Consider the following 25656-nt stretch of genomic DNA (forward strand, 5'->3'; position numbering starts at 1 on the left):
CCGAATTTTAAGGACCCACAGATAATGGCTATCGAAATCAAAGCCCCGTCATTCCCGGAATCGGTTGCCGATGGCACCGTCGCCACCTGGCACAAGAAACCAGGCGAGGCCGTCAAGCGTGACGACCTGATCGTCGACATCGAAACCGACAAAGTCGTGCTCGAAGTGTTGGCTGAAGCGGACGGCGTGCTGGGCGCAATCGTTGCCGAAGAGGGCGCTACCGTTCTGTCGAACCAGGTCCTGGGCTCGATCGAAGAGGGCGGCGCTGCTGCCGCTGCTCCAGCCGCCGCTGCTGCTCCGGCTGCTGCTGCTGCTGCCGCTGACGCTCCGGCTGCAGCCGACGGCGAAGATGATCCGATCGCAGCTCCGGCTGCGCGCAAACTGGCTGAAGAAAACGGCATCAACATCGCTTCCGTTGCCGGCACCGGCAAGGGTGGTCGTGTGACCAAGGAAGACGTGGTTGCAGCTGTTGCTGCGAAGAAAGCCGCTCCGGCTGCCGCGCCTGCCAAGGCTGCTGCTCCTTCGGCCGCCGCTCCGGTGTTCGCCGCTGGCGACCGCATCGAGAAGCGCGTACCGATGACTCGCGTTCGCGCCACCGTGGCCAAGCGTCTGGTTGAAGCTCAGTCGAACATGGCGATGCTGACCACCTTCAACGAAGTCGACATGACTGAAGTCATGGCCCTGCGTTCGAAGTACAAGGACCTCTTCGAGAAGTCGCACAACGGCGTACGTCTGGGCTTCATGTCGTTCTTCGTCAAGGCCGCTACCGAAGCGCTGAAACGCTTCCCGGCTGTCAACGCGTCGATCGACGGCGGCGACATCGTTTACCACGGTTACGCGGACATCGGCGTTGCCGTTTCCAGCGACCGTGGCCTGGTGGTACCGGTTCTGCGTAACGCCGAGCTGATGAGCCTGGCTGAAATCGAAGGCGGCATCGCGACTTTCGGCAAGAAAGCCCGTGACGGCAAACTGTCGATGGACGAGATGACCGGTGGTACCTTCACCATCACCAACGGTGGTACCTTCGGTTCGATGATGTCGACACCGATCGTTAACCCGCCGCAGGCTGCGATTCTGGGCATGCACAACATCATCCAGCGTCCGATGGCCATCAACGGTCAGGTCGTGATCCGTCCGATGATGTACCTGGCACTGTCCTACGATCACCGTCTGATCGATGGCAAAGAAGCTGTGACCTTCCTGGTGACCATCAAGAACCTGCTGGAAGATCCGGCTCGTCTGTTGCTGGATATCTAAAAAGCAGCTGCAAGCTTTCAGCTACAAGCCTCAAGCTCAAGGCGAGCGGGTGGGCTTGCAGCTCGAAGCTTGCGGCTTGTAGCTTTATTGCTAAAGAGGATTTTTTGAATGTCGCAGAAATTTGACGTAGTAGTGATCGGTGCCGGCCCTGGTGGCTATGTAGCTGCCATCAAGGCTGCCCAGTTGGGCCTGACCACTGCCTGCATCGAGAAGTACACCGACGCAGAGGGCAAGCAAGCCCTGGGCGGTACCTGCCTGAACGTAGGTTGCATTCCTTCCAAGGCGCTGCTCGACAGCTCGTGGAAATACAAGGAGGCCAAAGAGAGCTTCAACGTTCACGGTATCTCGACCGGCGAAGTCAAAATGGACGTCGCTGCGATGGTTGGCCGCAAGGCTGGCATCGTCAAGAACCTGACCGGCGGCGTTGCCACCCTGTTCAAGGCCAACGGCGTAACTTCGATTCAGGGCCACGGCAAGCTGCTGGCCGGCAAGAAAGTCGAAGTCACCAAGCCGGACGGCTCGGTTGAAGTGATCGAAGCGGAAAACGTCATCCTCGCGCCAGGTTCGCGTCCGATCGACATTCCACCAGCTCCGGTCGACCAGAAAGTCATCGTCGATTCGACTGGCGCGCTGGAATTCCAGTCCGTTCCTAAACGTCTGGGCGTGATCGGCGCTGGCGTGATCGGTCTGGAACTGGGTTCGGTATGGTCGCGTCTGGGTTCGGAAGTGGTTGTTCTGGAAGCTCTGGACACTTTCCTGATGGCAGCCGACACCGCCGTTTCCAAGGAAGCGCTGAAAACCCTGACCAAACAGGGCCTGGACATCAAGCTGGGCGCTCGCGTTACCGGTTCGAAAGTCAACGGCGAAGAAGTCGTCGTCAACTACACCGATGCCAACGGCGAACAGACCATCACTTTCGACAAGCTGATCGTAGCCGTTGGTCGCCGTCCGGTGACCACTGATCTGCTGTCTGCCGACTGCGGCGTGGAAATCGACGAGCGCGGTTTCATCGCGGTCGATGACCATTGCGTCACCGCCGTACCGGGCGTCTTCGCCATTGGCGACGTGGTTCGCGGCATGATGCTGGCCCACAAGGCTTCGGAAGAAGGCATCATGGTTGTCGAGCGCATCAAGGGCCACAAGGCTCAGATGAACTATGATTTGATCCCTTCGGTTATTTATACTCACCCGGAAATCGCGTGGGTTGGCAAAACCGAGCAGGCGCTGAAGGCCGAAGGCGTTGAAGTCAATGTCGGCACCTTCCCGTTCGCCGCTTCCGGCCGTGCCATGGCTGCCAACGATACCGGTGGTTTCGTCAAGGTCATCGCCGATGCCAAGACCGACCGCGTATTGGGCGTGCACGTGATTGGCCCGAGCGCTGCGGAACTGGTTCAGCAGGGCGCGATCGGTATGGAATTCGGCACCAGCGCTGAAGACCTGGGCATGATGGTTTTCTCCCATCCGACCCTGTCCGAAGCCTTGCACGAAGCCGCTCTGGCAGTGAATGGCGGCGCCATTCACATTGCCAACCGCAAGAAGCGTTAAGACATAATAAGAAACCACGGCGGTAACGGCCCGTCGTGAGCCTTGCGAGCAAGACTCACCGCGGAATGTCCGCCGGACGCAGTCTTGCGTAGCTCAGCTACGCAAGCAGCAGTCACAGGTGGCGCGGCACTCAAACGAGCGCAGCGCCGAATGCGCAGTACCTAACGAAGACGGTAAAAAGCATGAATCTTCACGAGTATCAGGGTAAGCAGCTGTTCGCTGAATACGGCCTGCCAGTTTCCACTGGTTACGCAGTAGACACCCCGGAAGCAGCAGCAGAAGCTTGCGACAAGATCGGCGGCAACGAGTGGGTCGTCAAAGCCCAGGTTCACGCCGGTGGTCGCGGTAAAGCGGGCGGCGTAAAGCTGGTTCGCAGCAAAGAAGACGCCAAAGCCTTCGCACAGCAGTGGCTGGGCAAGCGTCTGGTGACTTACCAGACTGACGCCAACGGCCAGCCAGTCACCAAGATCCTGGTTGAATCGTGCACTGATATCGCTAAAGAGCTGTACCTGGGCGCTGTCGTTGACCGTTCGAGCCGTCGCATCGTGTTCATGGCTTCCACCGAAGGTGGCGTGGACATCGAGAAAATCGCTCACGACACTCCAGAAAAAATTCTCAAGGCCACTATCGATCCACTGGTTGGCGCTCAGCCATCCCAGGGTCGCGAGCTGGCATTCCAGCTGGGTCTGGAAGGCAAGCAGGTCACTCAGTTCGCCAAGATCTTCGTAGGTCTGGCCAAGCTGTTCAAAGACCACGACCTGGCTCTGCTGGAAGTGAACCCGCTGGTGATCAAGGCTGACGGCGATCTGCACTGCCTCGACGCCAAGATCAACATCGACGCCAACGCCATGTACCGTCAGCCTAAGCTGAAGGCTTTCCACGATCCGTCGCAGGACGATCCGCGCGAAGCGCACGCTGCCAAGTTCGAACTGAACTATGTAGCCCTGGAAGGCAACATCGGCTGCATGGTCAACGGTGCCGGTCTGGCCATGGGTACCATGGACATCGTCAACCTGCACGGCGGCAAACCAGCCAACTTCCTCGACGTAGGTGGTGGCGCAACCAAGGAACGCGTAACTGAAGCGTTCAAGATCATTCTGTCCGACACCAACGTCGCTGCAGTATTGGTCAACATCTTCGGCGGCATCGTTCGCTGCGACATGATTGCCGAAGGCATCATCGGCGCCGTGAAAGAAGTCGGCGTGAAAATCCCGGTTGTTGTTCGCCTTGAAGGCAACAACGCTGAGCTGGGCGCTAAAGTACTGGCAGAAAGCGGTTTGAACATCATCGCTGCTACCAGCCTGACCGACGCTGCTCAACAAGTTGTCAAAGCTGCGGAGGGCAAATAATGAGCGTCCTGATCAATAAAGACACCAAAGTTATCTGCCAGGGTATTACCGGTTCGCAAGGTAGTTTCCACACCCAGCAAGCCATCGAATACGGCACCAAGATGGTTGGTGGCGTTACTCCTGGCAAAGGCGGCACCGAGCACCTGGGTCTGCCAGTGTTCAACACCGTAAAAGACGCGGTAGAAGCCACTGGCGCTACCGCCAGCGTGATCTACGTTCCGGCTCCGTTCTGCAAGGACTCGATCCTGGAAGCGGCATTCGGCGGCATCAAGCTGATCGTGTGCATCACCGAAGGCATTCCTACCCTGGACATGCTGGACGCCAAAGTTAAGTGCGACGAGCTGGGCGTAGTCCTGATCGGCCCTAACTGCCCAGGCGTGATCACCCCAGGCGAATGCAAGATCGGCATCATGCCAGGTCACATTCACTTGCCAGGCAAGGTCGGTATCGTTTCGCGTTCCGGCACCCTGACCTACGAAGCTGTTAAGCAGACCACTGACGCCGGCTTCGGTCAGTCGACTTGCGTCGGCATCGGTGGTGACCCGATCCCGGGTTCGAACTTCATCGACATCCTGAAGCTGTTCCAGGAAGACCCGAAGACCGAGGCGATCGTGATGATCGGCGAGATCGGCGGTTCGGCTGAAGAAGAAGCGGCTGCCTACATCAAGGCTAACGTGACCAAGCCGGTTGTTTCCTACATCGCTGGTGTGACTGCTCCTCCGGGCAAGCGCATGGGCCATGCTGGCGCAATCATCTCTGGCGGCAAAGGCACTGCAGACGAGAAATTCGCTGCGCTGCAAGACGCAGGCGTGAAAACCGTGCGTTCGCTGGCAGACATCGGCAAGGCCCTGGCCGAGCTGACCGGCTGGGAAGTGAAGAAGTAAGCTGCGGCTGACTTTTTTGCTCCAGCAACAAAGGCCACCTTCGGGTGGCCTTTGTCGTTTCACAGCAGCGGCAGGCTCCAAGCGGCTAGCTGCAAGATAGAAGCTTGCGGCTTGAAACTTGTAGCTTGCAGCTGCTTTTCTTATGTAAACGCGACACGGAAACGTCGCGTATCGGATAGTTCGCCCTCCAACAGTGCGTTTGTCAGGCAAATTCGTTAGGCTGGCAGCCATTTTTGCGTCCGCCGCCCACAAGGCAGCCACGCGCTTTAAGGGTCAGTCCCATACGGATCGACAGCATTTCCCTAATCCAACAGGGCAATCCCCCTCTAAATTCCGATTTCAGTAGTGTGGTATTACCTTAATGAAAGTTTTGAAAGGTCAGGACATCCTGGCACTTGGTTTTATGACGTTTGCCCTGTTTGTCGGGGCCGGTAACATCATTTTCCCGCCGATCGTCGGCTTGCAGGCCGGACCTCACGTCTGGATGGCCGCGCTGGGCTTTCTGATCACCGCCGTAGGTTTGCCGGTAGTCACCGTGGTGGCGCTGGCCAAGGTCGGCGGCGCGATGGATGCGTTGAGCAGCCCGATCGGCAAGATCGCTGGCGGTATCCTCGCGGCGGCGTGCTATCTGGCTGTGGGGCCGCTGTTCGCCACTCCGCGTACCGCGACCGTATCCTTTGAAGTGGGTCTGGCGCCATTGACCGGCGAAAGCCCGCTGGCGCTGTTCCTTTACAGCTCGGTGTACTTCCTGCTGGTGTTCTTCATTTCGCTCTATCCTGGGCGTTTGCTGGATACCGTGGGCCGCTTCCTCGCGCCGCTGAAAATCATCGCGCTGGCCGTGCTGGGTATCGCCGCGTTCGCGTTGCCGGCGGGTGACATCGGTCACGGCACTCCGGAGTATGTGGCGGCACCGTTCTCACAGGGTTTCATCAATGGTTACCTGACCATGGATACCCTCGGCGCACTGGTGTTCGGCATCGTCATTGTCAACGCGATCCGCTCGCGTGGCGTCGAGTCGCCGGCGCTGATCACCCGTTACGCGATCATCGCCGGGCTGATTGCCGGCGTGGGGCTGGCACTGGTCTACGTCAGCCTGTTCCGTCTCGGTTCCGGCAGCCATGAAGTCGCGGTCGGCGCCACCAACGGCGCGGCGGTGTTGCATGCCTACGTGCAACACACCTTCGGTTCGCTGGGCAGCGGTTTCCTTGCGGTGCTGATCTCGCTGGCGTGTCTGGTCACGGCGGTCGGCCTGACCTGTGCCTGCGCTGAATACTTCAGCCGTGTGCTGCCACTGTCCTACAAGACTCTGGTGATTATCCTCGCAGCGTTCTCGCTGCTGGTCTCCAACCTTGGCCTAACCAAGCTCATTGCCTTTTCGATTCCGGTACTCACTGCGATCTACCCGCCGTGCATCGTTCTGGTCGCGCTGAGCTTCTGCAAGGATTTCTGGCATGAGCACGGGCGCATTCTTGGCCCGGTGATGCTGGTTTCTTTCGTTTTCGGCACCATTGACGCCCTGAAAGGCGCTGGTCTGGCCGACTGGATGCCAACTCAGCTGACCCATCTGCCGCTGAGCGAGCAAGGGCTGGCATGGCTGGTGCCATGCGTGATGACCCTGGTGGTCGCGGTGGTCTGCGATCGCCTGCTGGGCAAGCGCAGCGAAGTGACTGCCTGACGTGATGTGACCCGCCACAAGCGAGTCAGGCACGGTTAAACAGAAATGCCCCGTATCAATCGATGCGGGGCATTTTTTTATCAGAGCTGATAATCCTCAGCCCAGATAACGTACGACCAGAGCTCCCACATTGACGTTGTCGCTGTCACGGCTCAGGAGTATTCGCTTGTCGGGCTGCACTGCCACCGAGATCCATTGCATACCGGGCCCCATAGAGTGAGTCACGTATCCCTTGCCATCCCCAAAGGTTGTGTCCAGTTCACCCGTTGCCAGATAGCGGCAGGCAAGCATTTGCTCCCTGGTTAGTTGCCCTGTACTCCCCACCACAACCAAACCATCCTCAGGCTCCCCACTTAGATCGAACAAAGTGCAACCGTCGGTTAATCCAAGATCAGTGACAACAGGCTTACCCTGATTGAATGCGAGATTTGGTCTACCGTTCGGGTTGTACGCGGCCATCATTGCCTTGCGTCCTTTACCCCAAACGTCCTCAGGAGATGTATCGACTTGGCCAGCAACAAAGAAGCTGCCGTCAGCACGTACCATAAGGCTTCGTACGCTGGCCGGGTAATTCGATGGAACGTAGACGGTCCCGGTGCCATCATCGCCGAAGTCTTTATGGGGCGTTCCATCGACGTTCAGGCGCACAATCGTTCCTTCTCCAGCGCTCGAACCTGCAACTGTGATTACTCCATCCTCTGCCACTGAAATCGAAGCAATGCCCATTGCAAGATCCAGCCAGCCTTGGTTGTTGAAAGCGGTATCGAAATCTCCTTTCTGATCAAGTCTGAACAGGCGGTTGCTTTGACCGACGAGTATTTTTTCATCGGCAGTCAGTACTAACCTGGTTCTGGATTGCGACTTGATGGAAGCTTCCGGTTTTGGCAATTGCGATTCGGACTGTGGCAGGAAAGGGACGTAAACCGTCCCATCGGAACCGAAATCGCGATCTCTTTCACCATCAGCGAAGAATCTGGCAAGCGCAAATCGGGTCCCTTGGTCCTCATCATATTGATATCCAAAAAGCAGCGCCTTACCGTCTTTATAAAGACAGGCGCCAGTTCCGCTGGCTTGTCCCGAACCTGCAAACGTACCTACGATCCAACCGTTTTCGTTGAAGCCAGTATCGTTAGTACCGTCCGCCAGTAATTGCGCCAAATGAAAACTGACCTTGCCCTCTACAACAGTTTGTCCCACGAGAAGGATCTTTCCATCCGGGCGCAAGCCTGCGATGTTCAAAGCCTGGCTTCCCGCAGCAAATGACTCGGCGTACCCCCGGTTGCCAAACGTTGTGTCAATGGGCAGTGCAGCGTTCAAAGGTGTCATGCTCAAATCCTTGTCTGATAGGGGAGCGGTCAGTGTTCCCGTTTGAGAAAACGACCTTATGCCTCGCCATACCCTCGGCGCTACTGTCAGAGTTGACAGGTATAAGCCTTCGAAAACTGATAGCTGCGGTCTATTTTGAATAAATTTGACTCTTCAAAGAGCGTGTCTTTTTACGAGCCAACACGTCGAAACGAAGGGTTCCCTCTATCATGCTTCTTGCTCAGGACAACGAATGTCGTTCATCCAAGCCAATCTGATTCACCTGCTCGCTGCTGTCTGGTTTGTCGTCTGCTGGGGCGGTTACACCCGTTATGCCACCTGGAAGGCCCGCGATACGGCGTGTCTGGCCAGCGTGCTGCACCTGTACCGCGAAGACTGGATGCGCCGCATGCTGCTGCGTGACAACCGCATTGCCGATGCCAGCGTGATCGGCAATCTGGAACGCAACGCGTCGTTCTTCGCTTCCAGCACGCTGATCATCCTCGCCGGTATCCTCACCGTGCTCGGCGCGTCGGAACGGGCGGTATCGCTGCTGGCGGATATTCCGATGGTGCAGCAAGCATCCCAAGGCATGTCAGAGATCAAGTTGCTGTGCCTGGCACTGGTGTTCGTCTATGCGTTCTTCACTTTCAGCTGGTGCATGCGCCAATACAACTTCGCGGCGATTCTGGTCGGTTCAGCGCCGATGATCGGCGAGCGGCAGGTGACCGAGCAGGAACGCAAGGCCTTCGCTTCGCGGGCGGCGCGGGTGATTTCGATGGCGGCCAACCAGTTCAACTTCGGCCTGCGCTCTTATTACTTTGGCATGAGCATGCTGGCGTGGTTCGTCAGTCCGTGGCTATTCATGATCATGAGCGCCGGTGTTGTGGTGGTTTTGTACCGCCGCGAGTTTCATTCCGACGTTCTCGATGTCATGGTCTATACCCCTACAGAGGCGCCCGTCCCTGAGGCAAACAAAGAGGCTGTTTGATGAGTATTCCGTTCTGGTGTGTGTTTATCAGTGCTTTATTGATCTACGTGGCGCGCATGCCGGTAGCCAAGGCCATGAAAGAGCAGGGCGGTTATGACAATCATTTGCCGCGGCAGCAACAGGCGCAGTTGACCGGCTTCGGCGCCAGAGCGCTGGCGGCCCATCAGAACAGCATCGAAGCGTTCATCCTGTTCGCTGTCGGTGTGCTGATGGCGCACACCACGCAAACCGCGGGTTGGCTGATCGATGCGCTGGCGATCATCTTCGTGATCTCGCGGATCTTCTATCTGTGGTTCTATCTGGCCGACCTGGCGAAGTTGCGCAGCCTGATGTGGCTAGTTGGCTTTGTGTGTTCGTTGTTGCTGATGATTAGTCCGACTTTTAGAACCGTGTTGCTCTAAACGGTAAATCGCAGGCAAAAGAAAACCCGCACTTGGCGGGTTTTCTTTTCACACCAGAAAGCTTATTGCTTTTTGGCGGCTTCTTCTTGAGCAGCGGCGTTCGATTCAGCCTGAGCTTTGGCAGCTTCGGCGTTTTCTTTTGCTGCGTCGTTCACTTTATCCTGAGCTTTGTTCATGTCTTGCTGAGCTTGCTCAGCATGTTGGTTGGCATCTTGAGCTTTGTCCTCGGATTTTTTATCGCAGGCAGCGAGACCGAGGGAAGCGGTCAACATCAAGGCAATAGCTAAAGTCTTACGCATGGGGTGTTTCTCCTTATGGAAAATAACTACTGGCCTTAAGAACTCGGCGCTACAGGTTAAGTTCCTCAATTGTTTCAGATATATAAGTTTGTTTTATCACGGAACTTTTGCCGCTTTCCTCACTACTGGCACAAGGCCCAAACGCGAGTAATTATCACATGGCCGAAAACCCCGTTTTTGAGCGCGCGACGCGCTTTTTATCGGCATTGCGCCACTGTCAGGTCTTGGGTCTGCAAGTGCACAGTGCCTCCAGCGAAGGGCTGACGGTGATCCTGCCTTACAGCGAAAAAATCGTCGGCAATCCCGAAACCGGAGTCATCCATGGCGGCGCCATCACTTCGTTGATGGACACCGCTTGCGGCATGTCGACCCTGTGCGTGCTGCCAGAGTTCGAAGTCTGCCCGACCCTTGATCTGCGCATCGACTACATGCACGCCGCCGAACCGCACAAAGCGGTGTACGGCTTCGCCCAGTGCTACCGCGTCACCACCGACGTGATCTTTGCCCGGGGTTTTGCCTACCAGGACGATCCCGAGCAACCGATTGCCCACGTCGTCGGCACATTCATGCGCATGGGCATCGGTTTGAAGGGCAGCAAAGGCTTCGCAGGCGCTATCAAAGGGGCCAGCCAATGAGCGACGATCTCAGGGAGCAGCTGCAACAGGCCCACGCGCAAGGCGATTACGCGCCGCTGCTGGCATTGATTCCTTACGCCGGGTTGATCGGTATCGAGTGCTCGCGAGTCGGCGATGAGTTGCTGTTCAAGCTGCCGGCGAACAAGGACAACATTGGTAACCCTTTATTGCCGGCGATCCATGGCGGGGTGATTGCCGGCTTCATGGAGCTGGCCGCAGCCCTGCATTTGCTGATTTTTACCGGCACGCCGGGTGTGCCGAAGATCATCGATTTTTCCCTCGATTACCTGCGCGCCGGGCAGTTTCGCGACACCTGGGCCAGGTGTCAGGTCTGCCGTCAGGGCCGGCGCGTGGCCAACGTCGCGGTCACGGCGTGGCAGAGTACCGAGGGCGAACCGATCGCCACCGCCCGCGCGCACTTCAAAATCGATGAGCCCTTGAAATCCTGAACAGCGCCCCAAACTCACAAGACAACCCGCCGCAGACCATTTCGGGTCGCGGCCACTGCCATCTGATTGGAGTTTGATGACCATGAGTGTGGAAACTCAAAAGGAAACCCTGGGCTTCCAGACCGAGGTAAAGCAGCTGCTGCACCTCATGATCCATTCGCTGTATTCGAATAAGGAAATTTTCCTTCGCGAATTGATCTCGAACGCCTCTGACGCTGTCGACAAGCTGCGCTTCGAAGCCCTGGCCAAGCCTGAGTTGCTCGAAGGTGGCGCTGACCTGAAAATCCGTGTGAGCTTCGACAAGGACGCCAAGACCGTCACCCTCGAAGACAACGGTATCGGCATGAACCGTGACGATGTGATCACCCACCTGGGGACCATCGCCAAGTCCGGCACCGCCGATTTCATGAAAAACCTGTCCGGTGATCAGAAGAAAGATTCGCACCTGATCGGCCAGTTCGGTGTCGGCTTCTACTCGGCCTTCATCGTTGCCGACAAGGTTGATGTCTACAGCCGTCGCGCCGGCACCGACGCCAGCGAAGGCGTGCACTGGTCGTCGAAAGGCGAGGGCGAGTTCGAAGTCGCCACCATCGACAAGCCAGAGCGCGGTACCCGCATCGTCCTGCACCTGAAGTCCGGTGAAGACGAATTCGCTGATGGCTGGCGTCTGCGCAACATTATCAAGAAGTACTCCGACCACATCGCGTTGCCGATCGAGCTGCCGAAGGAAGTCACTCCGGCCGAAGGCGAAGAGGCTCCAGCCGTTGAATGGGAAACCGTCAACCGTGCCAGCGCCCTGTGGACCCGTCCGCGCACTGAAGTCAAAGACGAGGAATACCAGGAGTTCTACAAACACATCGCTCACGATTTCGAAAATCCGCTGTCGTGGAGCCACAACAAGGTTGAAGGCAAGCTTGAGTACAGCTCGCTGCTGTACGTGCCGGCCCGCGCGCCGTTCGACCTGTACCAGCGTGAAGCGCCGAAAGGCCTGAAGCTGTACGTGCAGCGTGTGTTTGTCATGGATCAGGCCGAGTCGTTCCTGCCGCTGTACCTGCGCTTCATCAAAGGCGTGGTCGATTCCAACGACCTGTCGCTGAACGTGTCGCGTGAGATCCTGCAGAAAGACCCGATCATCGACTCGATGAAAACCGCACTGACCAAGCGCGTTCTGGACATGCTGGAAAAACTGGCGAAGAACGAGCCTGAGCAATACAAGGGCTTCTGGAAGAACTTCGGTCAGGTGATGAAAGAAGGCCCGGCAGAAGACTTCGCCAACAAAGAGAAAATTGCCGGTCTGCTGCGTTTCGCATCGACCCAGGGCGACGACGGCGAGCAGGTTGTCGGTCTGGCTGACTACCTGGCCCGCGCCAAGGAAGGTCAGGACAAGATCTACTACCTCACCGGCGAAACGTACGCGCAGGTCAAGAACAGCCCGCACCTGGAAGTCTTCCGCAAGAAAGGCATCGAAGTGCTGCTGCTGACCGATCGTATCGACGAGTGGCTGATGAGCTACCTCAGCGAATTCGACGGCAAGACTTTTGTCGACGTGGCGCGCGGTGACCTCGATCTGGGCAACCTGGACTCGGAAGAGGACAAGAAAGCTGCGGAAGAAGTCGCCAAGTCCAAAGAAGGCCTGGTCGAGCGTCTGAAAACTGCGCTGGGCGATTCTGTCGCTGAAGTTCGCGTGTCGCATCGTCTGACCGATTCGCCGGCAATTCTGGCCATCGGCGAACAGGACCTGGGCCTGCAAATGCGCCAGATCCTCGAGGCCAGCGGGCAGAAAGTCCCGGATTCGAAACCGATCTTCGAATTCAACCCGAGCCACCCGCTGATCGAAAAACTCGATGGCGAGCAGAGCGAAGAGCGTTTTGGCGACCTGTCGCACATCCTCTTCGATCAGGCCGCTCTGGCGGCGGGCGACAGCTTGAAGGATCCGGCCGCTTATGTGCGCCGTCTGAACAAGCTGCTGGTTGAACTGTCGGTTTGATCACGTCGTAGGAAAAACCCGCTTCGGCGGGTTTTTTCGTTCTGGTGTTTACCCAATCAGGAGTCAGAAATGAGCCAAGTCACTGTACGTTCCGTGGTCTATCAGATTGACGGCCAGGCCTATGAAGGTCGCCTTGCCTTCGACGCCGAGCACAAAGCTGCGCGCCCGGGGTTGCTGATGGCGCCGAACTGGATGGGCGTCAGCGCCGGTGCTGAAGACATCGCCAAAGCGGTGGCGGCCGAGGGCTACGTGGTGCTGATCGCGGATGTCTACGGCCAGACCGTACGTCCGCAGAACGCAGACGAGGCGCTGGCGGCAATGATGCCGCTCAAGGACGACCGCGCGCTGCTGCGCAAACGTCTGCAAGTGGCTTTCGAGCAATTGCAGAGCCAGGGCGAAGCGGCGGTGGATACGTCGAAACTGGCGGTGTTCGGTTTCTGCTTCGGTGGTTGCTGTGCGCTGGATCTCGCCCGCACGGGCGCGCCGGTAAAAGCGGCGGTGTCGTTCCACGGCACGCTGGATTCGCCGAATCCGGCGGATGCGCAGAACATCAAGGGCTCGGTGCTGGTGCTGCACGGCGCGTCCGATCCGTTGGTGCCGAAGGAGCAACTGCCGGCGTTCGAAGATGAAATGAACGCGGCGAAGGTCGACTGGCAACTGCTCAGCTACGGCGGCGCGGTGCATTCGTTTACCGATCCGCACGCCAACGTACCTGGCAAGATGATGTACGACGAAAAGACCGCCAAGCGCGCGTTCAAGTCGATGCATGATTTGCTGGATGAAGTGTTCAACGGCTGAGTCAGTTTTCAGGAGCTGACTTGATCGGTGTCTGATCTGGCCTCTTCGCGAGCAGGCTCGCTCCCACAGGGAATGCATCACTAACCACTGTGGGAGCGAGCCTGCTCGCGAAGACTGACTGAGGCCCTCTACAAATCTCAGGGTAATTCGATCCGCTCGACTTCCCCCGGCACTGTCGGCCAATCCCTGGCCGCCCACTTGCGCCGTGCCTCATCAATCGCCGCCGGATCACTCGCAACGAAATTCCAATTGATCCGCCGAGGCCCGTCCAGCGGTGCGCCGCCGAATACCACCGCGTGCACATCACTTTCGGCAAACAGACTCATCTCTTCGCCGGCAGGCAATACCACCAGCGCATGCGGCTCGATCGCCTCGCCATTCAACTGCGCATCGCCGTTCAGCACATACACCGCGCGTTCCTCATGCTCGGTGGGAATCAGCAGTGTGGTCGCGGTCTGCATCTTCACTTCGGCGTACAATGTAGGAGAAAGCACCGGCACCGGCGATTCCAGGCAAAAGCCTGACCCGGCAATCATGCGAATCTGCACGCCGAGGCTATCGCTGACCGGCAACGTCTCTGCCGGGTGATGGCTGTAATGCCCCGGGCCCTGTTCGTGTTCTTTGGGAGAAGCCAGCCAGACTTGCAAGCCATGCAGGGTGAAGGTCTCGGCGAGCAGGGGCGCAGGCGTACGCTCGACGTGGGCGATGGCGCTGCCAGCGGTCATCCAGCTGACATCGCCGGCAGCGACGACCTGGTCGGAGCCCAGGCTGTCCTTGTGCTGCAATTGCCCTTCGAACAGATAGGTAAGCGTCGACAGACCGATGTGCGGATGCTGTCGGATATCCATGCCTTTACCCGTCGGATAAATCGTCTCGAGCATGTGGTCGAAAAACACGAAAGGCCCGACGTTGCGGCATTTGGCTGACGGCAGCGGGCGCAGGATCGGCTGGCCTTCGACGTCTTCGGCGCGCGGGCGGATGATCAGGAGTGGCGTGTCCATGGTGCATTCCAGGCTGAACGGGTGATGCCAGAAGCATAACCCGCCGCTGGCATCAGGAGGTTTATTGGCTGTCGAAGCCTTGTGGCGCGTGGGTTTCGATGCTGACGTCGCTGGTGGTCATCAATTTGTGAATCGGGCAGCGATCGGCGACTCGCAGCAGCTCCTCACGCTGGGCGTCGGTCAGCACGCCTTTGAGCGTCAGGGTGACATGCAGGGCGTATTTGCCTTTCTGCTCTTCGCTGTTGTCGCGCTTCACTTCGACGCCCACGCCGGTCAGCGGGATGTCTTTCTTCTTCGCGTACATCTTCAGGGTCAGCGCTTTGCAGGCGCCGAGGGCGGCGTCGAAGTAGTCGTGTGGCTCTGGCGCGGAGCCTTCACCACCGGCGGTTTTCGGTACGTCGGCAAACAATTCATGGTCGTCGATCTGGACGGTGTGACGAAAACCTTCAGCAGAGACGGTATTGACGGTAACAGTCATGGAAACCTCACAGGCGGCAGGAGAAATCGTTCGATCAAAGCAGACCTTGCAGTTATAGAGCATTCCCGGCAGTGGGCGTTCCGCTTTTCGGCAGGGATGAACCCTTGTCGTTCGGGCGCGGTCTAGGCTATGCCCATCTGCCGGAGATTACTTGTGTCCTTGTCTCGTCTGAGTCTTGCCTGTCTGCTGCTGTTCGCTGGCAGCGCCAGTGCCCGCGAATACACCTACAGCGATGCGCACCTGCATTACGTGGATTTTTTCCAGGAAAGCGCCGGCATGCAGAAATTGCTCACGGCCATGAAAGAAAATTCCATCGAGCACGTGATGATTTCCGGCATTCCCGTGGCGAAAAAATGGCACGAAGACGAACCCAAGCGTCCGCGCTACTACGCCGGCGATGACGCCGATGCCTATTGGTACAGCGCCACTGACGTGATCGTTGCAGATGCGGTGCAAAAACTCGCGCCGGAGCAACGCCAGTACTTTTATCCATTCCTGTCCGGCTTCAATCCCAACGACAAGAACTCCGCCGCGCACATCCAGCGCATGCTCGACCTGTATCCGGGGTTGTGGCAGGGCATCGGCGAGGTGTTTACCCGACACGACGATCTGACCGCGCTGACCGCCGGCGACACGCCTCGGGCCAATAATGAGGCAATGACCAAGATCTATCACCTCGCCGCCGAAAATGATCTGCCGGTGATGCTGCACTCCAACATCACCTCCAAGCGTGAGAAAAATCCGCTGTATCTGAAGGAAGTCGAAGAGCCGCTGCGCAATCACCCGCACACACGCTTCATCTGGGCGCACGCTGGCACCAGTGCCGAGATCCATCGGCATCAGACCCAGTTGCCATTTCTCCTGCCGACCCTGACGCGCATGCTTGAGGCTTATCCAAATCTGTTTATCGACCTGTCGTGGAGCATGCTCACGCCGTACCTGCTGGACGAGCAGGGCAAGCCGCGCGCGCAATGGCTGGCGCTGGTGGAGAAATATCCCGAGCGCTTCATGCTTGGCTCTGACGTCGTAGGACGGTTCAACAAGCTCGGTGAGGAAATGCACAGCTACAAACCATTTCTCGATGCGCTGCCGGACGCGGTTGCACGAAAGGTCGCAAGGGACAACTTCCTGGCGATATTGCCGCGCAATACGAAAAAAACCGCCGACCCGCGCTGAAACGTCAAAGCCGTGGGTTCGAACAAGCCGCTCGTCTGCCTATCGCCTTTTCGTCTTACGCAAATTCGGAGCAATGCCGATACCTTCTAAAGCAACCCGCTGCAGGCTGATGCAGCGCTTTTGGAAGGAGCCAGAGTGATGAATATCCGTAGTTTCAATATTGCCCCCCGCGCCGGTATCGGTTTCGGCCTGCTGGCCTTGATGGTGTTTGCCCTTGGGGCGTTCGCCTTGCTGCAAATGTCGAACATGCGCGCACAGTCCGATGAAGTCGACAACAACTGGCTGCCGAGTGTGATGGCGGTCGGGGAGATGAGTCAGGACATGCTGCGTCTGCGCGCACTGACCATGCGCTTGTTGCTCAACCGTGACCCCAAGGCACTGGAGCAGAATGTCGCCAAGCTCAACGAACTGCGCAGTGGCTTGAGCGAGGCGCAGCAGCGCTATGACGTGTTGATCGCCGTGCCGGAGGAGCGTGCGCTCTTTGATCGATTCAAGGTTGCCGAGCACAAATACCTGGAGTTGCAGGCGCAAGTCCTACAGCTGTCAGCGCAAAATCGGGTGGCAGACGCTTCGGCGATTCTCAATGACCAGATGAGTCCACTGGCCGATGAAATTGCTGTGACGCTGCGCGATCTGGTCGAGATGAATAAACACAATGCCAATCTGGCCACCGAGGCCGCACGCTTGGTATTCAGTCAGTCGCGGTTGTGGGTCGGAGTAATGATCGCCATGGCTGCGCTGATTACTGTCGGCCTGGCGTTGCTGCTGACGCGCAGCATTGTCGTGCCTTTGTCGCAATCGCTCAGCGTGGCTGAAGTGGTGGCTGCAGGGGATTTGACCGGTGACATTCACATCGCTGGCAAAGACGAGCCGGCGCGCCTGCTGCAAGCGCTGAAAAGCATGCAGCACAATCTGCGCGACACGATCCGGCGCATTTCCGAGTCGTCCACCCAGTTGGCCTCGGCCGCCGAAGAACTCAGCAGCGTCACCGAAGATGCCACTCGTGGCTTGCATCAGCAAAGCCAGGAAATCGAACAGGCCGCCACCGCAGTCAACCAGATGACAGCAGCGGTGGAGGAAGTGGCAAACAACGCCGTGGCCACGTCCGAAGCCTCCCGTGAGTCCGACCGCATCGCCCGGCAAGGGCGCGAGCAAGTGCAGCAGACGGTGACGTCGATCGAGTTTCTCGCTGGCGATGTCACCAATAATGCCGCGCAGGTCGAGGCGCTGGCACAAAAGGTTCATGGCATCAGCAAAGTGCTGGACGTGATTCGCTCGATCGCCGAACAAACCAATCTCCTCGCCCTCAACGCCGCGATCGAAGCGGCGCGCGCCGGCGATGCCGGGCGGGGCTTTGCGGTGGTTGCCGATGAGGTACGGGCGCTGGCCCATCGCACCCAGCAGTCGACCCAGGAAATCGAGCAGATGATCGGCGGAATCCAGCAGGGCACCGATTCGGCGGTCAGTTCAATGCAGCAGAGCAACTCACGGGCGCGCTCGACCCTCGAGCTGGCGAAGAGCGCAGGCTCGGCCCTGGAGGAAATCGCCTCGGCATTTACCTTGATCAACGAGCGCAACCTGGTGATCGCCAGTGCCTCGGAAGAGCAGGCGGCGGTGGCGCGCGAGGTGGATCGCAATCTGATGAACATTCGAGATCTGGCGATGCAGACGTCGGCGGGGGCCAATCAGACCAGTGCGGCGAGTCAGGAGTTGTCGCGCCTGGCAGTGGATCTGAACGGGATGGTGGCGCGGTTTTCTGTCTGAATCAGCAGGTGACGAAATTCCTGTAGGAGCTGCGGCACGCTGCGATCTTTTGATGTTGACTCAAGATCAAGGTCAAAAGATCGCAGCCTCGTTTCACTCGTCAGCTCCTACAGGAAATGATGTGTTTGCGAAAACTGCGGGCAATAAAAAGCCCCGCATTTGCGGGGCTCTCGTTCCAGCAGCGCGATCAGCTGCCTTTGACAGTCTTGCCGTTGACCGTGCCGTCCTGGAGCATGATGTTGTACTCCTTGCCGTCGGTCTCGACCTGTTGCAGACGCACCAGCAGGTAATCCCAATCCTTGGCGAACCACAGCACGGTGATGCGCTTGCTTTGTGTCGGGTCGCGCACGCGCTCGACCTTGATCGCGTCGATCTGGCCGGCTTTGGTGTCGACCTTTTCCGAACCCAGCACGCGGAAGTCGTAGGTGTCGACTTCGCCATCATCGACGACCTGATAGCTCATGCTTTTCTTGCCGGCGGCGACGTCATGTTGCAGCGCCAGTTGATAGGTCGACTTGTCGACCATGCCACGGTTCAGCGGGATCTTCACCGCGTCGCCACGGTCGGTACCGGTGACCAGCTTGTTGGCCCAGTCGAAGTCCAGATCAGCTTTTTTCGCTTTGCCCAGACCACCGCGTTCGAAGTGGTAGGACTGCGGCAGCAAGGTGTCCTTGTCCAGCTTCAGGGTGCTTTCTTCGGTCAGGCTGGCGATCATCATCGACGCCTTGAAGCTGAGTTTCCAGACGCCGTTGGCTTCCTTGGTCAGGCTGCGTTCGGCGGTGCCGCTCATGGGCAACTGCTTCCAGTCGGCGGTGTAGCTGGCGGAGAACGGTTGAAGGTCCGCTGCCTGCGCGAAGGGCAGGGCGAGCAGAGCGCAAGCGAAGAGCAGGGCGCGACGCATAATATCTCCTAGTTTCGAATCAAGTGGCCGCTGGCGGCGAGTAGCTGGCCGTCGAGTAAAGCACCCTCGTCACCGAGTGTCAGCCTGCCTTCGGCAAACCAGCGTACTGCCATCGGGTAGATCAGGTGTTCCTGAGCGTGGACTCGTTGCGCCAGACTCTGCGGCGTGTCGTGCAACTCTACCGGTAATACTGCTTGTACGACCAGTGGTCCGCCATCGAGTTCCTCGGTGACGAAGTGCACGGAGCAGCCATGTTCCGTGTCGCCGGCCTCCAGCGCCCGCTGATGCGTGTGTAACCCTTTGTATTTGGGCAGCAGAGACGGGTGGATGTTGAGCAGGCGACCCTGGTAGTGGCGCACGAAATCAGCGCTGAGAATGCGCATGAAGCCGGCCAGTACCACGAGTTTGGGGTTGAATTGGTCGATCAGTTCGATCAGCGCGGCATCGAAGGCCTCGCGGCCCTCGAATGCCTTGTGATCCAGCGAGCGGGTGGCGATACCCGCGTCGCGGGCGCGTTGCAGGCCGTAGGCGTCGGCGCGGTTGGAAATCACCGCAGCGATGCGGACCGGGCTGTCGCCGGTCCGCGTGCTGTCGATCAGAGCCTGCAAGTTACTGCCGGTGCCGGACAACAGCACCACGACATCACAGGGCTTTGGCATCAGTGAGCCTTGAGGTTCTTCAGCTCGACCTGCGCAGCGCCTTCGGCGGCCACGGCGATCTGACCGATGACCCAAGGCTGCTCGCCAGCGTCACGCAGGGTGTTCAGGGCAACTTCAACGTGCTCCTGAGCTACACAGATGACCATGCCGACGCCGCAGTTCAACACGCGGTGCATCTCGGTTTCGTCAACGTTGCCTTTCTCTTGCAGCCAGTCGAACACGGCCGGGCGAGTCCAGCTGGCCACATCAACTACAGCCTGAGCGCCTTTTGGCAGTACGCGCGGAATGTTGTCGAGCAGGCCGCCACCGGTGATATGGGCCATGGCCTTGACGGCGCCGGTGTCTTTGATCAGCTTGAGCAACGGCTTGACGTAGATGCGGGTCGGGGCCATCAGCAGGTCGGTCAGCGGTTTGCCGTCGAGCTGAGTGTTCTCGATGTCGGCACCGGAGACTTCGATGATCTTGCGGATCAGCGAGTAGCCGTTGGAGTGCGGGCCGGACGATGGCAGGGCGATCAGGGCGTCACCGGTGGTGACTTTCGAGCCGTCGATGATTTCCGACTTTTCCACGACGCCGACGCAGAAACCGGCCAGGTCGTAGTCTTCGCCTTCGTACATGCCTGGCATTTCAGCGGTTTCGCCGCCAACCAGCGAGCAACCCGACAGTTCGCAGCCAGCGCCGATGCCGGTGACAACCTGGGCAGCGGTGTCGACATTCAGTTTGCCGGTGGCGTAGTAGTCGAGGAAGAACAGCGGCTCAGCACCGCACACCACCAGATCGTTGACGCACATGGCGACCAGGTCGATGCCGATGCTGTCGTGCTTGTTCAGGTTCAGCGCCAGACGCAGCTTGGTGCCGACGCCGTCGGTGCCGGAGACCAGCACTGGCTGCTTGTAGCCGGCCGGGATTTCGCAGAGGGCGCCGAAACCGCCCAGGCCGCCCATGACTTCCGGGCGCGCAGTGCGCTTGGCGACGCTCTTGATGCGTTCGACCAATGCTTCACCGGCGTCGATGTCTACACCGGCGTCCTTGTAGCTCAGGGAGGGTTGCTTGCTCATGATCCAGGCCTTTAGGGGAGGGGATTCAGGGGGTAACGACCGAGTTCAGCGGGAACGTCGAGCTCGATGGGCGATCGCCTCACGCGAGTTTCGAGGGGCCCGGCTGTTGCCGGTCTGCGAAGGCGCGCGATTTTATCAGGCTTGAGGGGCAGCGGCCATCCTCGCACCGACGGGCAGGGCCATATCGGCGGAAATTTTTTGCAATCGCAGGTTATGACTGCCTGTATAAGGTGTGGCGATTAACCGTCTATCGTTAGGACAGTGCAAAAACTTACCGCCACTGTGTGAATGTTTTGCCAGGGGTGGGGGTCACAGCCTTGCTCAAACGGTTCACGCGGCGTGTTCCAGCCGCTCCTGTCGACGGGAATTTTCCATGCGTTTTTGTAAATTGTTATTTGTAGGCTGCCTGACACTGGTCAGCCTGGCGAGCCATGCCGAAAACCTCAAAGGCCTGTATCAGGTGCGTCAGCCGGTCAACGGCCAGGCGCCGGAGGAGCGCGAGCGCGCCACGCAGGCGGCGCTCGATACCCTGGTGCTGCGCCTGACCGGCGACCCGAAAGCCGCGCAGAACCCGGGGCTGGCACCGATTCGCAAGGATCCGCAGCAGATCATCAGCCAGTTCGGTTTCGACGCGGGGCCGCCGGAAGTGCTGAAAGTCGATTTCGACCCGGCAACCACCGAGCAGGCCTTGCGCCGGGCCGGCTTGCCGGTGTGGGGCGCCAGTCGGCCGTCGATCCTAAGCTGGTGGCTGAACGATTCAACCGAAGGTGCAAGTCTGGTCGGCGACGGTCAGGCCGCAGCCGCGTCGCTGCGCACAGCCGCGCAACATCGCGGTTTGCCGCTGCGTTTGCCACTGGCTGATCTCAGTGAGCAACTGGTTGCCACCGCGCCGGCGCTGGAAAACGCTGATCCCGCGCCCCTGCGCAATGCTTCGGAACGCTACAACGCTGACGCCTTGCTGGCGGTGCACGCGCGCGAAGAAGGCGGGCAGTGGCAGGCGAAATGGCGCTTGTGGCTCGGTGATCAGAAAGAGGCCGGCAGCGTGCAGGGCGCCGATCAGGCCGCCGTTGCCGATGCGGTGATGCTGGCAGTGGCTGAGCGTCTGGCGCCGCGATTTGTCGCCAAGCCCGGCGCATCGGGTCAGCAGACTCTGGAAGTGCAGGGCATGAATCTGGAGCATTATGCGGCGCTGCTGCGGTTACTCGAACCGTTCGGCGTGCGTCTGCAAAGCGTGCAGGGTGATCGCATCGTCTACCGGGTCAATGGCAGCGCCGATCAGTTGCGCGCGCAATTGTCGCTGGCGAAGTTGCAGGAGCTGCCTGCCGAAGCACCGGCTCCAGTGGCGCCGGCGCAGCCTGCCGTCGAGGGCGCGCCTGCGATTGCAGCGCCAACCCCGGCAGCGGTGGCACCGTCGTTGCGGTTTCGTTGGTAAGTCTTTCCTTATATAGAAGCATCAGGAGTGGTAAATGGCCGATACGCGGCGTTGGTTCTGGCTCGGTGGGGTAGTCCTGCTTTGCGCGTTTGTATGGTTGCTGCACCCGATCCTCACGCCGTTTCTGGTCGCGTTGTTGCTGGCTTATCTGTTCGATCCGCTGGTGGATCGTCTGGAGCGGCTCGGCTTGTCGCGAACCTGGGGCGTGATCGCCGTGTTTGCTCTGTTCACCTTGATCGTCACCGCGTTGATGCTGGTGCTGGTGCCGATGCTCGCCAAACAGTTGCTGCGTCTGTACGAGCTGGCGCCGCAGATGCTCGACTGGTTGCAGCACACCGCTGTGCCGTGGGCGCAAGCGAAGCTCGGCTTGTCGGACGGCTTCTGGAAGTTCGACAAGGTCAAGGCTGCGATCAGCGAGCACATGGGCCAGACCACTGACATTGTCGGCGTGGTGCTGAGTCAGGCCACCGCCTCGAGTCTGGCGCTGATCGGCTGGCTGGCAAATCTGGTGTTGATCCCGGTGGTGAGCTTCTATCTGCTGCGCGACTGGGACGTAATGATGGGCAAGATCCGCAGCCTGCTACCCCGTGATCGCGAAGAGCGCGTGGTTTCGCTGGCGGGTGAATGCCACGAAGTGCTCGGTGCGTTCGTGCGCGGGCAGTTGCTGGTGATGGTTGCGTTGGGGGTGATCTACGCGGCCGGCCTGATGATCGTCGGTCTGGAGTTGGGGCTGTTGATCGGCCTGATTGCCGGGCTCGCGGCGATCGTGCCGTACATGGGTTTTGTCATCGGCATTGGCGCGGCGCTGATCGCCGGGTTGTTCCAGTTTGGTGGCGATCTGTACCCGATGGTCGGGATTGTCGCGGTGTTCATGGTCGGTCAGGCACTGGAAGGCATGGTGCTGACACCGTTGCTGGTGGGCGATCGTATTGGTCTGCACCCGGTGGCGGTGATCTTCGCGATCCTCGCTGGCGGTGAGCTGTTCGGTTTCACGGGCGTGCTGCTGGCGTTGCCGGTGGCGGCGGTGATCATGGTGCTGGTGCGTCATGTCCACGATCTGTACAAGGATTCCGAGATCTACAGCGGCGTCGACGAACCCGAGCTGTAATGGCGCGGCCAGCCCGGCGCTTGGCCGGGCTGGCCCGTGTCGTGCAGGCGAGGGCGCCAGAGAATCTGTCAGAAAACCGCTGCGTTAACGCAAACCTTTGATTTTGCTTGGAGTCTGTCGCATTGTGCGCTCAGCCTCACGGGTATAAACTTCGCAAACTTTACACAGAGGCCACTAACGGTTCCTTTGAACTGTTCAGTCAGCATGAAACCGATTCAGCTGCCCCTAGGTGTGCGTCTGCGTGACGACGCCACCTTCATCAACTACTACCCAGGCGCCAATGCCGCTGCACTCGGCTATGTCGAGCGTCTGTGCGAAGCCGACGCCGGGTGGACGGAGAGCCTGATCTATCTGTGGGGCAAGCACGGCGTCGGGCGCACACATCTGTTGCAGGCGGCGTGCCTGCGCTTCGAGCAGATGGGCGAGCCGGCGGTGTATCTGCCGTTGGCCGAGTTGATGGATCGCGGCGTGGAAATCCTCGACAACCTTGAACAGTACGAGCTGGTGTGCCTGGATGACTTGCAGGTGATTGCCGGCAAGGCTGACTGGGAAGAGGCGATGTTCCATCTGTTCAACCGTCTGCGTGACAGCGGTCGGCGCCTGCTCATCGCTGCGTCCACCTCGCCACGCGAACTGCCTGTGAAACTCGCCGACCTCAAGTCACGCCTGACCCTGGCGCTGATCTTCCAGATGCGCCCACTTTCCGATGAAGACAAATTGCGTGCGCTGCAATTGCGCGCGTCACGTCGCGGGTTGCATCTGACGGATGAAGTCGGGCACTTCATTCTGACGCGTGGCACGCGCAGCATGAGCGCGCTGTTCGATCTCCTCGAGCAGCTTGATCAGGCTTCATTGCAGGCGCAACGCAAGCTGACCATTCCCTTTCTCAAGGAAACACTCGGCTGGTAGTAGTGGGCTTTTGCCAGCTTTTAGGCGCCAGAAAACCCGCGTATCTGCAGCGATCCACCGGCTAGGCGAGTTACGCGCTTAGATGTAAACGCGAAACCGGGAAGTCACATAAAGTTCGATTGAATTTGCAAATGAGGACGATAGCGGGCATAGTCTCGGCTTCTTTACAACTATCAGCCACGGTCGTGCCCATGCTAAAGCGCTTCGCACCCCTCGTGCCTCTCGCACTCGTTACCCTGTTATTCGGTTGTGCTGCTCATTCTCCGGTTCAAGAGCCGCCGCAACAGGTCAAGAATTCTGCTACCGCCCAGTCTTCCGTTATTTACCAGGAAGAGCTGGATACCGAAAAAGAACTCAACCAGTTCAATGGCAGCAAGCCTTATCAGCTGCCTGTCCTGGCTGACAGCATCCTCGAACGCGGCATGTCCCTGATCGGTACCCGTTACCGTTTCGGCGGTACCTCTGAAGCCGGCTTCGATTGCAGCGGTTTCATTGGTTACCTGTTCCGCGAGGAGGCGGGCATGAATCTGCCGCGCTCCACTCGCGAAATGATCAACGTCGATGCGCCGCTGGTTTCGCGCAGTAACCTTGAGCCGGGTGATCTGCTGTTCTTCGCCACCAATGGTCGTCGCGGTCGTGTCAGTCACGCCGGGATCTATCTGGGTGACAACCAGTTCATTCACTCCAGCAGTCGTCGCAGCGGCGGTGTTCGCATCGACAGCCTGGGTGACAGCTACTGGAGCAAGACCTTCATCGAAGCCAAGCGTGCACTCGCCATGGCTCCGACTGTGGTCACCGCTCGCAAGTAATCCCGATGTCGCTGCGTTCGCGGCGACAGCACGGTGCGGCAACGGAATAGACGTAAACTTTACAAGGTGAAGTTAAAGTCTTACTTGAAGTTTGCCGCGTAGCCGCTAGAATCCTGAATCTATATTGATGGCAAACCGCCTGCGTGATGACGCAGGCGGTTTTGTTTCTGTCCATTCGGCAGAGAAAGCCGCAGCCAGATCAGGATGTTCTGCTTATGACGATGTCGGCCCGCCTCACCTTGATCCTTTGCGCCGCGCTGCTCAGCGCCTGCGCCAGCCGCACACCGCCGCCAGCCCCCGTGGTTCGCGCGCCAATCGTGTTCGCGCCTTCCCAGGCTTTTTCTCCTGTTGCTGAAGACGTGCTGTTCCGCGCCCTCGGCCTGGTCGGCACGCCGTATCGCTGGGGCGGCAATACGCCAGATTCGGGCTTTGATTGCAGTGGTCTGATCGGTTTCGTCTACCGCGACGCGGCGGGAATTTCGCTGCCACGCTCCACCCGGGAAATGATCGTCATGCAGGCGCCGAATGTCGGCAAGGAAGGCTTGCAGACGGGCGACCTGATCTTCTTCGCCACCAACGGCGGCTCGCAGGTCAGTCATGCGGGGATTTACGTCGGCGAGGGGCGCTTCGTGCATGCGCCGGCCACGGGCGGCACGGTCAAGCTCGACAGTCTGTCTAAGGCTTATTGGCAGAAGGCGTATCTGAGCGCCAAGCGGGTGTTGCAGCCGGGGCAGCTGGCGCATAACCCCTAGCGCGTTGCATAACTAAATGTGGGAGCGAGCCTGC

The 25656-nt window shown here is 59.0% G+C and carries 24 protein-coding genes and 2 pseudogenes; 19 read left to right on the plus strand and 7 right to left on the minus strand.

Going from position 1 to position 25656, the window contains the following annotated elements:
• The first annotated feature begins 24 nt into the window (after window positions 1-24).
• From odhB to brnQ, 5 genes are all read left to right on the plus strand, one after another.
• The gene (gene odhB / locus AB4N53_RS01175) at window positions 25-1257 is read left to right on the plus strand and encodes a 2-oxoglutarate dehydrogenase complex dihydrolipoyllysine-residue succinyltransferase (protein ID WP_460117554.1); all 1233 of its coding nucleotides are present in this window, start codon (window positions 25-27) and stop codon (window positions 1255-1257) included.
• A 108-nt stretch (window positions 1258-1365) separates the two neighbouring features.
• A complete protein-coding gene (lpdA, locus tag AB4N53_RS01180) occupies window positions 1366-2802 on the plus strand; it encodes a dihydrolipoyl dehydrogenase (protein WP_042607587.1) in 1437 nt (478 codons plus the stop codon).
• Between the two features lie 182 nt (window positions 2803-2984).
• Window positions 2985-4151: an ADP-forming succinate--CoA ligase subunit beta gene (gene sucC, locus AB4N53_RS01185; protein ID WP_186551046.1), complete on the plus strand. Its 1167-nt coding sequence runs from the start codon at window positions 2985-2987 to the stop codon at window positions 4149-4151.
• Window positions 4151-5035: a succinate--CoA ligase subunit alpha gene (gene sucD / locus AB4N53_RS01190; protein ID WP_133340648.1), complete on the plus strand. Its 885-nt coding sequence runs from the start codon at window positions 4151-4153 to the stop codon at window positions 5033-5035. The genes sucC and sucD overlap by 1 nt, the downstream gene beginning before the upstream one ends.
• 361 nt (window positions 5036-5396) lie before the next feature.
• Window positions 5397-6710, plus strand: a complete 1314-nt coding sequence (gene brnQ, locus AB4N53_RS01195; protein WP_016773681.1) for a branched-chain amino acid transport system II carrier protein — start codon at window positions 5397-5399, stop codon at window positions 6708-6710.
• A 96-nt stretch (window positions 6711-6806) separates the two neighbouring features.
• Here the strand turns inward: brnQ and AB4N53_RS01200 are convergent, their stop codons facing one another.
• Window positions 6807-8036 carry a hypothetical protein gene (locus AB4N53_RS01200; protein ID WP_460117558.1) on the minus strand — a complete coding sequence of 410 codons (1230 nt, stop codon included), beginning with the start codon at window positions 8034-8036 and terminating at the stop codon, window positions 6807-6809.
• 232 nt (window positions 8037-8268) lie between these two features.
• On the opposite strand from AB4N53_RS01200, the gene AB4N53_RS01205 reads away from it, so the two are divergent.
• Window positions 8269-9006, plus strand: a complete 738-nt coding sequence (locus AB4N53_RS01205; protein ID WP_415763293.1) for a DUF599 domain-containing protein — start codon at window positions 8269-8271, stop codon at window positions 9004-9006.
• Window positions 9006-9407 carry an MAPEG family protein gene (locus tag AB4N53_RS01210; protein WP_460117560.1) on the plus strand — a complete coding sequence of 134 codons (402 nt, stop codon included), beginning with the start codon at window positions 9006-9008 and terminating at the stop codon, window positions 9405-9407. The genes AB4N53_RS01205 and AB4N53_RS01210 overlap by 1 nt, the downstream gene beginning before the upstream one ends.
• Window positions 9408-9469: 62 nt before the next feature.
• Here AB4N53_RS01210 and AB4N53_RS01215 read toward each other — a convergent pair whose 3' ends face one another.
• Complete coding sequence (locus AB4N53_RS01215) at window positions 9470-9706, minus strand: hypothetical protein (RefSeq protein ID WP_007959016.1); 237 nt, start codon at window positions 9704-9706, stop codon at window positions 9470-9472.
• Between the two features lie 158 nt (window positions 9707-9864).
• Here AB4N53_RS01215 and AB4N53_RS01220 point away from each other — a divergent pair, with 158 nt between their 5' ends.
• From AB4N53_RS01220 to AB4N53_RS01235, 4 genes are all read left to right on the plus strand, one after another.
• Complete coding sequence (locus tag AB4N53_RS01220) at window positions 9865-10341, plus strand: PaaI family thioesterase (protein ID WP_056783901.1); 477 nt, start codon at window positions 9865-9867, stop codon at window positions 10339-10341.
• On the plus strand, window positions 10338-10790 hold the full coding sequence (locus AB4N53_RS01225; protein WP_065615118.1) for a PaaI family thioesterase: 453 nt from the start codon (window positions 10338-10340) through the stop codon (window positions 10788-10790). Before AB4N53_RS01220 ends, AB4N53_RS01225 begins: the two co-directional genes overlap by 4 nt.
• 82 nt (window positions 10791-10872) lie before the next feature.
• On the plus strand, window positions 10873-12777 hold the full coding sequence (htpG, locus tag AB4N53_RS01230) for a molecular chaperone HtpG (RefSeq protein WP_042607640.1): 1905 nt from the start codon (window positions 10873-10875) through the stop codon (window positions 12775-12777).
• A gap of 69 nt (window positions 12778-12846) precedes the next feature.
• Complete coding sequence (locus AB4N53_RS01235; RefSeq protein WP_460117563.1) at window positions 12847-13575, plus strand: dienelactone hydrolase family protein; 729 nt, start codon at window positions 12847-12849, stop codon at window positions 13573-13575.
• A gap of 137 nt (window positions 13576-13712) precedes the next feature.
• Here AB4N53_RS01235 and AB4N53_RS01240 read toward each other — a convergent pair whose 3' ends face one another.
• Window positions 13713-14576: a pirin family protein gene (locus AB4N53_RS01240; RefSeq protein WP_460117565.1), complete on the minus strand. Its 864-nt coding sequence runs from the start codon at window positions 14574-14576 to the stop codon at window positions 13713-13715.
• A 61-nt stretch (window positions 14577-14637) separates the two neighbouring features.
• A complete protein-coding gene (locus tag AB4N53_RS01245; protein ID WP_460117568.1) occupies window positions 14638-15054 on the minus strand; it encodes an OsmC family protein in 417 nt (138 codons plus the stop codon).
• A gap of 129 nt (window positions 15055-15183) precedes the next feature.
• Between AB4N53_RS01245 and AB4N53_RS01250 the strand changes: the two genes are divergently transcribed.
• The 3 genes and pseudogenes from AB4N53_RS01250 to AB4N53_RS01260 all read left to right on the plus strand — a co-directional run.
• A complete protein-coding gene (locus AB4N53_RS01250; protein WP_460117570.1) occupies window positions 15184-16230 on the plus strand; it encodes an amidohydrolase family protein in 1047 nt (348 codons plus the stop codon).
• 201 nt (window positions 16231-16431) lie between these two features.
• Window positions 16432-17091: pseudogene (locus tag AB4N53_RS01255) on the plus strand (MCP four helix bundle domain-containing protein); the annotation flags it as partial.
• Window positions 17092-17400: 309 nt separating this feature from the next.
• A pseudogene (locus AB4N53_RS01260) lies at window positions 17401-17994 on the plus strand (methyl-accepting chemotaxis protein); the annotation flags it as partial.
• 187 nt (window positions 17995-18181) lie between these two features.
• On the opposite strand, the gene AB4N53_RS01265 reads toward AB4N53_RS01260, so the two are convergent.
• From AB4N53_RS01265 to purM, 3 genes are read right to left on the minus strand one after another with little or no spacing between them, the layout of a single operon-like run.
• On the minus strand, window positions 18182-18895 hold the full coding sequence (locus AB4N53_RS01265; RefSeq protein ID WP_016773693.1) for a DUF3108 domain-containing protein: 714 nt from the start codon (window positions 18893-18895) through the stop codon (window positions 18182-18184).
• Between the two features lie 8 nt (window positions 18896-18903).
• On the minus strand, window positions 18904-19554 hold the full coding sequence (purN, locus tag AB4N53_RS01270; RefSeq protein ID WP_460117572.1) for a phosphoribosylglycinamide formyltransferase: 651 nt from the start codon (window positions 19552-19554) through the stop codon (window positions 18904-18906).
• Window positions 19554-20612, minus strand: a complete 1059-nt coding sequence (purM, locus tag AB4N53_RS01275; protein WP_460117574.1) for a phosphoribosylformylglycinamidine cyclo-ligase — start codon at window positions 20610-20612, stop codon at window positions 19554-19556. The genes purN and purM overlap by 1 nt, the downstream gene beginning before the upstream one ends.
• A 373-nt stretch (window positions 20613-20985) precedes the next feature.
• Here purM and AB4N53_RS01280 point away from each other — a divergent pair, with 373 nt between their 5' ends.
• The 5 genes from AB4N53_RS01280 to AB4N53_RS01300 all read left to right on the plus strand — a co-directional run bounded on the left by AB4N53_RS01280 (window position 20986) and on the right by AB4N53_RS01300 (window position 25622).
• Entirely contained in the window at window positions 20986-22044 is a 1059-nt protein-coding gene (locus tag AB4N53_RS01280; RefSeq protein WP_460117576.1) for a DUF2066 domain-containing protein, read from the plus strand.
• Window positions 22045-22078: 34 nt separating this feature from the next.
• Window positions 22079-23152 (plus strand): AI-2E family transporter, encoded by a 1074-nt coding sequence (locus tag AB4N53_RS01285; protein WP_460117578.1) that lies wholly within the window; start codon window positions 22079-22081, stop codon window positions 23150-23152.
• Between the two features lie 204 nt (window positions 23153-23356).
• The gene (hda, locus tag AB4N53_RS01290; RefSeq protein ID WP_007919828.1) at window positions 23357-24061 is read left to right on the plus strand and encodes a DnaA regulatory inactivator Hda; all 705 of its coding nucleotides are present in this window, start codon (window positions 23357-23359) and stop codon (window positions 24059-24061) included.
• A 191-nt stretch (window positions 24062-24252) separates the two neighbouring features.
• Window positions 24253-24870 carry a C40 family peptidase gene (locus tag AB4N53_RS01295; RefSeq protein WP_016773699.1) on the plus strand — a complete coding sequence of 206 codons (618 nt, stop codon included), beginning with the start codon at window positions 24253-24255 and terminating at the stop codon, window positions 24868-24870.
• A gap of 215 nt (window positions 24871-25085) precedes the next feature.
• Window positions 25086-25622, plus strand: coding sequence for a C40 family peptidase (locus tag AB4N53_RS01300; protein WP_041479547.1), 537 nt, complete (start codon window positions 25086-25088; stop codon window positions 25620-25622).
• Window positions 25623-25656: the final 34 nt, after the last annotated feature.

This window comes from Pseudomonas sp. H3_E04, assembly GCF_054668915.1.

What these genes read in the sequence shown, in the direction of transcription:
- odhB (WP_460117554.1), top strand. Translation starts at nt 25, where the DNA reads ATGGCTATCGAAATCAAAGCCCCGTCATTCCCGGAATCGGTTGCCGAT.
- lpdA (WP_042607587.1), top strand. Translation starts at nt 1,366, where the DNA reads ATGTCGCAGAAATTTGACGTAGTAGTGATCGGTGCCGGCCCTGGTGGC.
- sucC (WP_186551046.1), top strand. Translation starts at nt 2,985, where the DNA reads ATGAATCTTCACGAGTATCAGGGTAAGCAGCTGTTCGCTGAATACGGC.
- sucD (WP_133340648.1), top strand. Translation starts at nt 4,151, where the DNA reads ATGAGCGTCCTGATCAATAAAGACACCAAAGTTATCTGCCAGGGTATT.
- brnQ (WP_016773681.1), top strand. Translation starts at nt 5,397, where the DNA reads ATGAAAGTTTTGAAAGGTCAGGACATCCTGGCACTTGGTTTTATGACG.
- AB4N53_RS01200 (WP_460117558.1), bottom strand. Translation starts at nt 8,036, where the DNA reads ATGACACCTTTGAACGCTGCACTGCCCATTGACACAACGTTTGGCAAC.
- AB4N53_RS01205 (WP_415763293.1), top strand. Translation starts at nt 8,269, where the DNA reads ATGTCGTTCATCCAAGCCAATCTGATTCACCTGCTCGCTGCTGTCTGG.
- AB4N53_RS01210 (WP_460117560.1), top strand. Translation starts at nt 9,006, where the DNA reads ATGAGTATTCCGTTCTGGTGTGTGTTTATCAGTGCTTTATTGATCTAC.
- AB4N53_RS01215 (WP_007959016.1), bottom strand. Translation starts at nt 9,706, where the DNA reads ATGCGTAAGACTTTAGCTATTGCCTTGATGTTGACCGCTTCCCTCGGT.
- AB4N53_RS01220 (WP_056783901.1), top strand. Translation starts at nt 9,865, where the DNA reads ATGGCCGAAAACCCCGTTTTTGAGCGCGCGACGCGCTTTTTATCGGCA.
- AB4N53_RS01225 (WP_065615118.1), top strand. Translation starts at nt 10,338, where the DNA reads ATGAGCGACGATCTCAGGGAGCAGCTGCAACAGGCCCACGCGCAAGGC.
- htpG (WP_042607640.1), top strand. Translation starts at nt 10,873, where the DNA reads ATGAGTGTGGAAACTCAAAAGGAAACCCTGGGCTTCCAGACCGAGGTA.
- AB4N53_RS01235 (WP_460117563.1), top strand. Translation starts at nt 12,847, where the DNA reads ATGAGCCAAGTCACTGTACGTTCCGTGGTCTATCAGATTGACGGCCAG.
- AB4N53_RS01240 (WP_460117565.1), bottom strand. Translation starts at nt 14,576, where the DNA reads ATGGACACGCCACTCCTGATCATCCGCCCGCGCGCCGAAGACGTCGAA.
- AB4N53_RS01245 (WP_460117568.1), bottom strand. Translation starts at nt 15,054, where the DNA reads ATGACTGTTACCGTCAATACCGTCTCTGCTGAAGGTTTTCGTCACACC.
- AB4N53_RS01250 (WP_460117570.1), top strand. Translation starts at nt 15,184, where the DNA reads ATGCCCATCTGCCGGAGATTACTTGTGTCCTTGTCTCGTCTGAGTCTT.
- AB4N53_RS01265 (WP_016773693.1), bottom strand. Translation starts at nt 18,895, where the DNA reads ATGCGTCGCGCCCTGCTCTTCGCTTGCGCTCTGCTCGCCCTGCCCTTC.
- purN (WP_460117572.1), bottom strand. Translation starts at nt 19,554, where the DNA reads ATGCCAAAGCCCTGTGATGTCGTGGTGCTGTTGTCCGGCACCGGCAGT.
- purM (WP_460117574.1), bottom strand. Translation starts at nt 20,612, where the DNA reads ATGAGCAAGCAACCCTCCCTGAGCTACAAGGACGCCGGTGTAGACATC.
- AB4N53_RS01280 (WP_460117576.1), top strand. Translation starts at nt 20,986, where the DNA reads ATGCGTTTTTGTAAATTGTTATTTGTAGGCTGCCTGACACTGGTCAGC.
- AB4N53_RS01285 (WP_460117578.1), top strand. Translation starts at nt 22,079, where the DNA reads ATGGCCGATACGCGGCGTTGGTTCTGGCTCGGTGGGGTAGTCCTGCTT.
- hda (WP_007919828.1), top strand. Translation starts at nt 23,357, where the DNA reads ATGAAACCGATTCAGCTGCCCCTAGGTGTGCGTCTGCGTGACGACGCC.
- AB4N53_RS01295 (WP_016773699.1), top strand. Translation starts at nt 24,253, where the DNA reads ATGCTAAAGCGCTTCGCACCCCTCGTGCCTCTCGCACTCGTTACCCTG.
- AB4N53_RS01300 (WP_041479547.1), top strand. Translation starts at nt 25,086, where the DNA reads ATGACGATGTCGGCCCGCCTCACCTTGATCCTTTGCGCCGCGCTGCTC.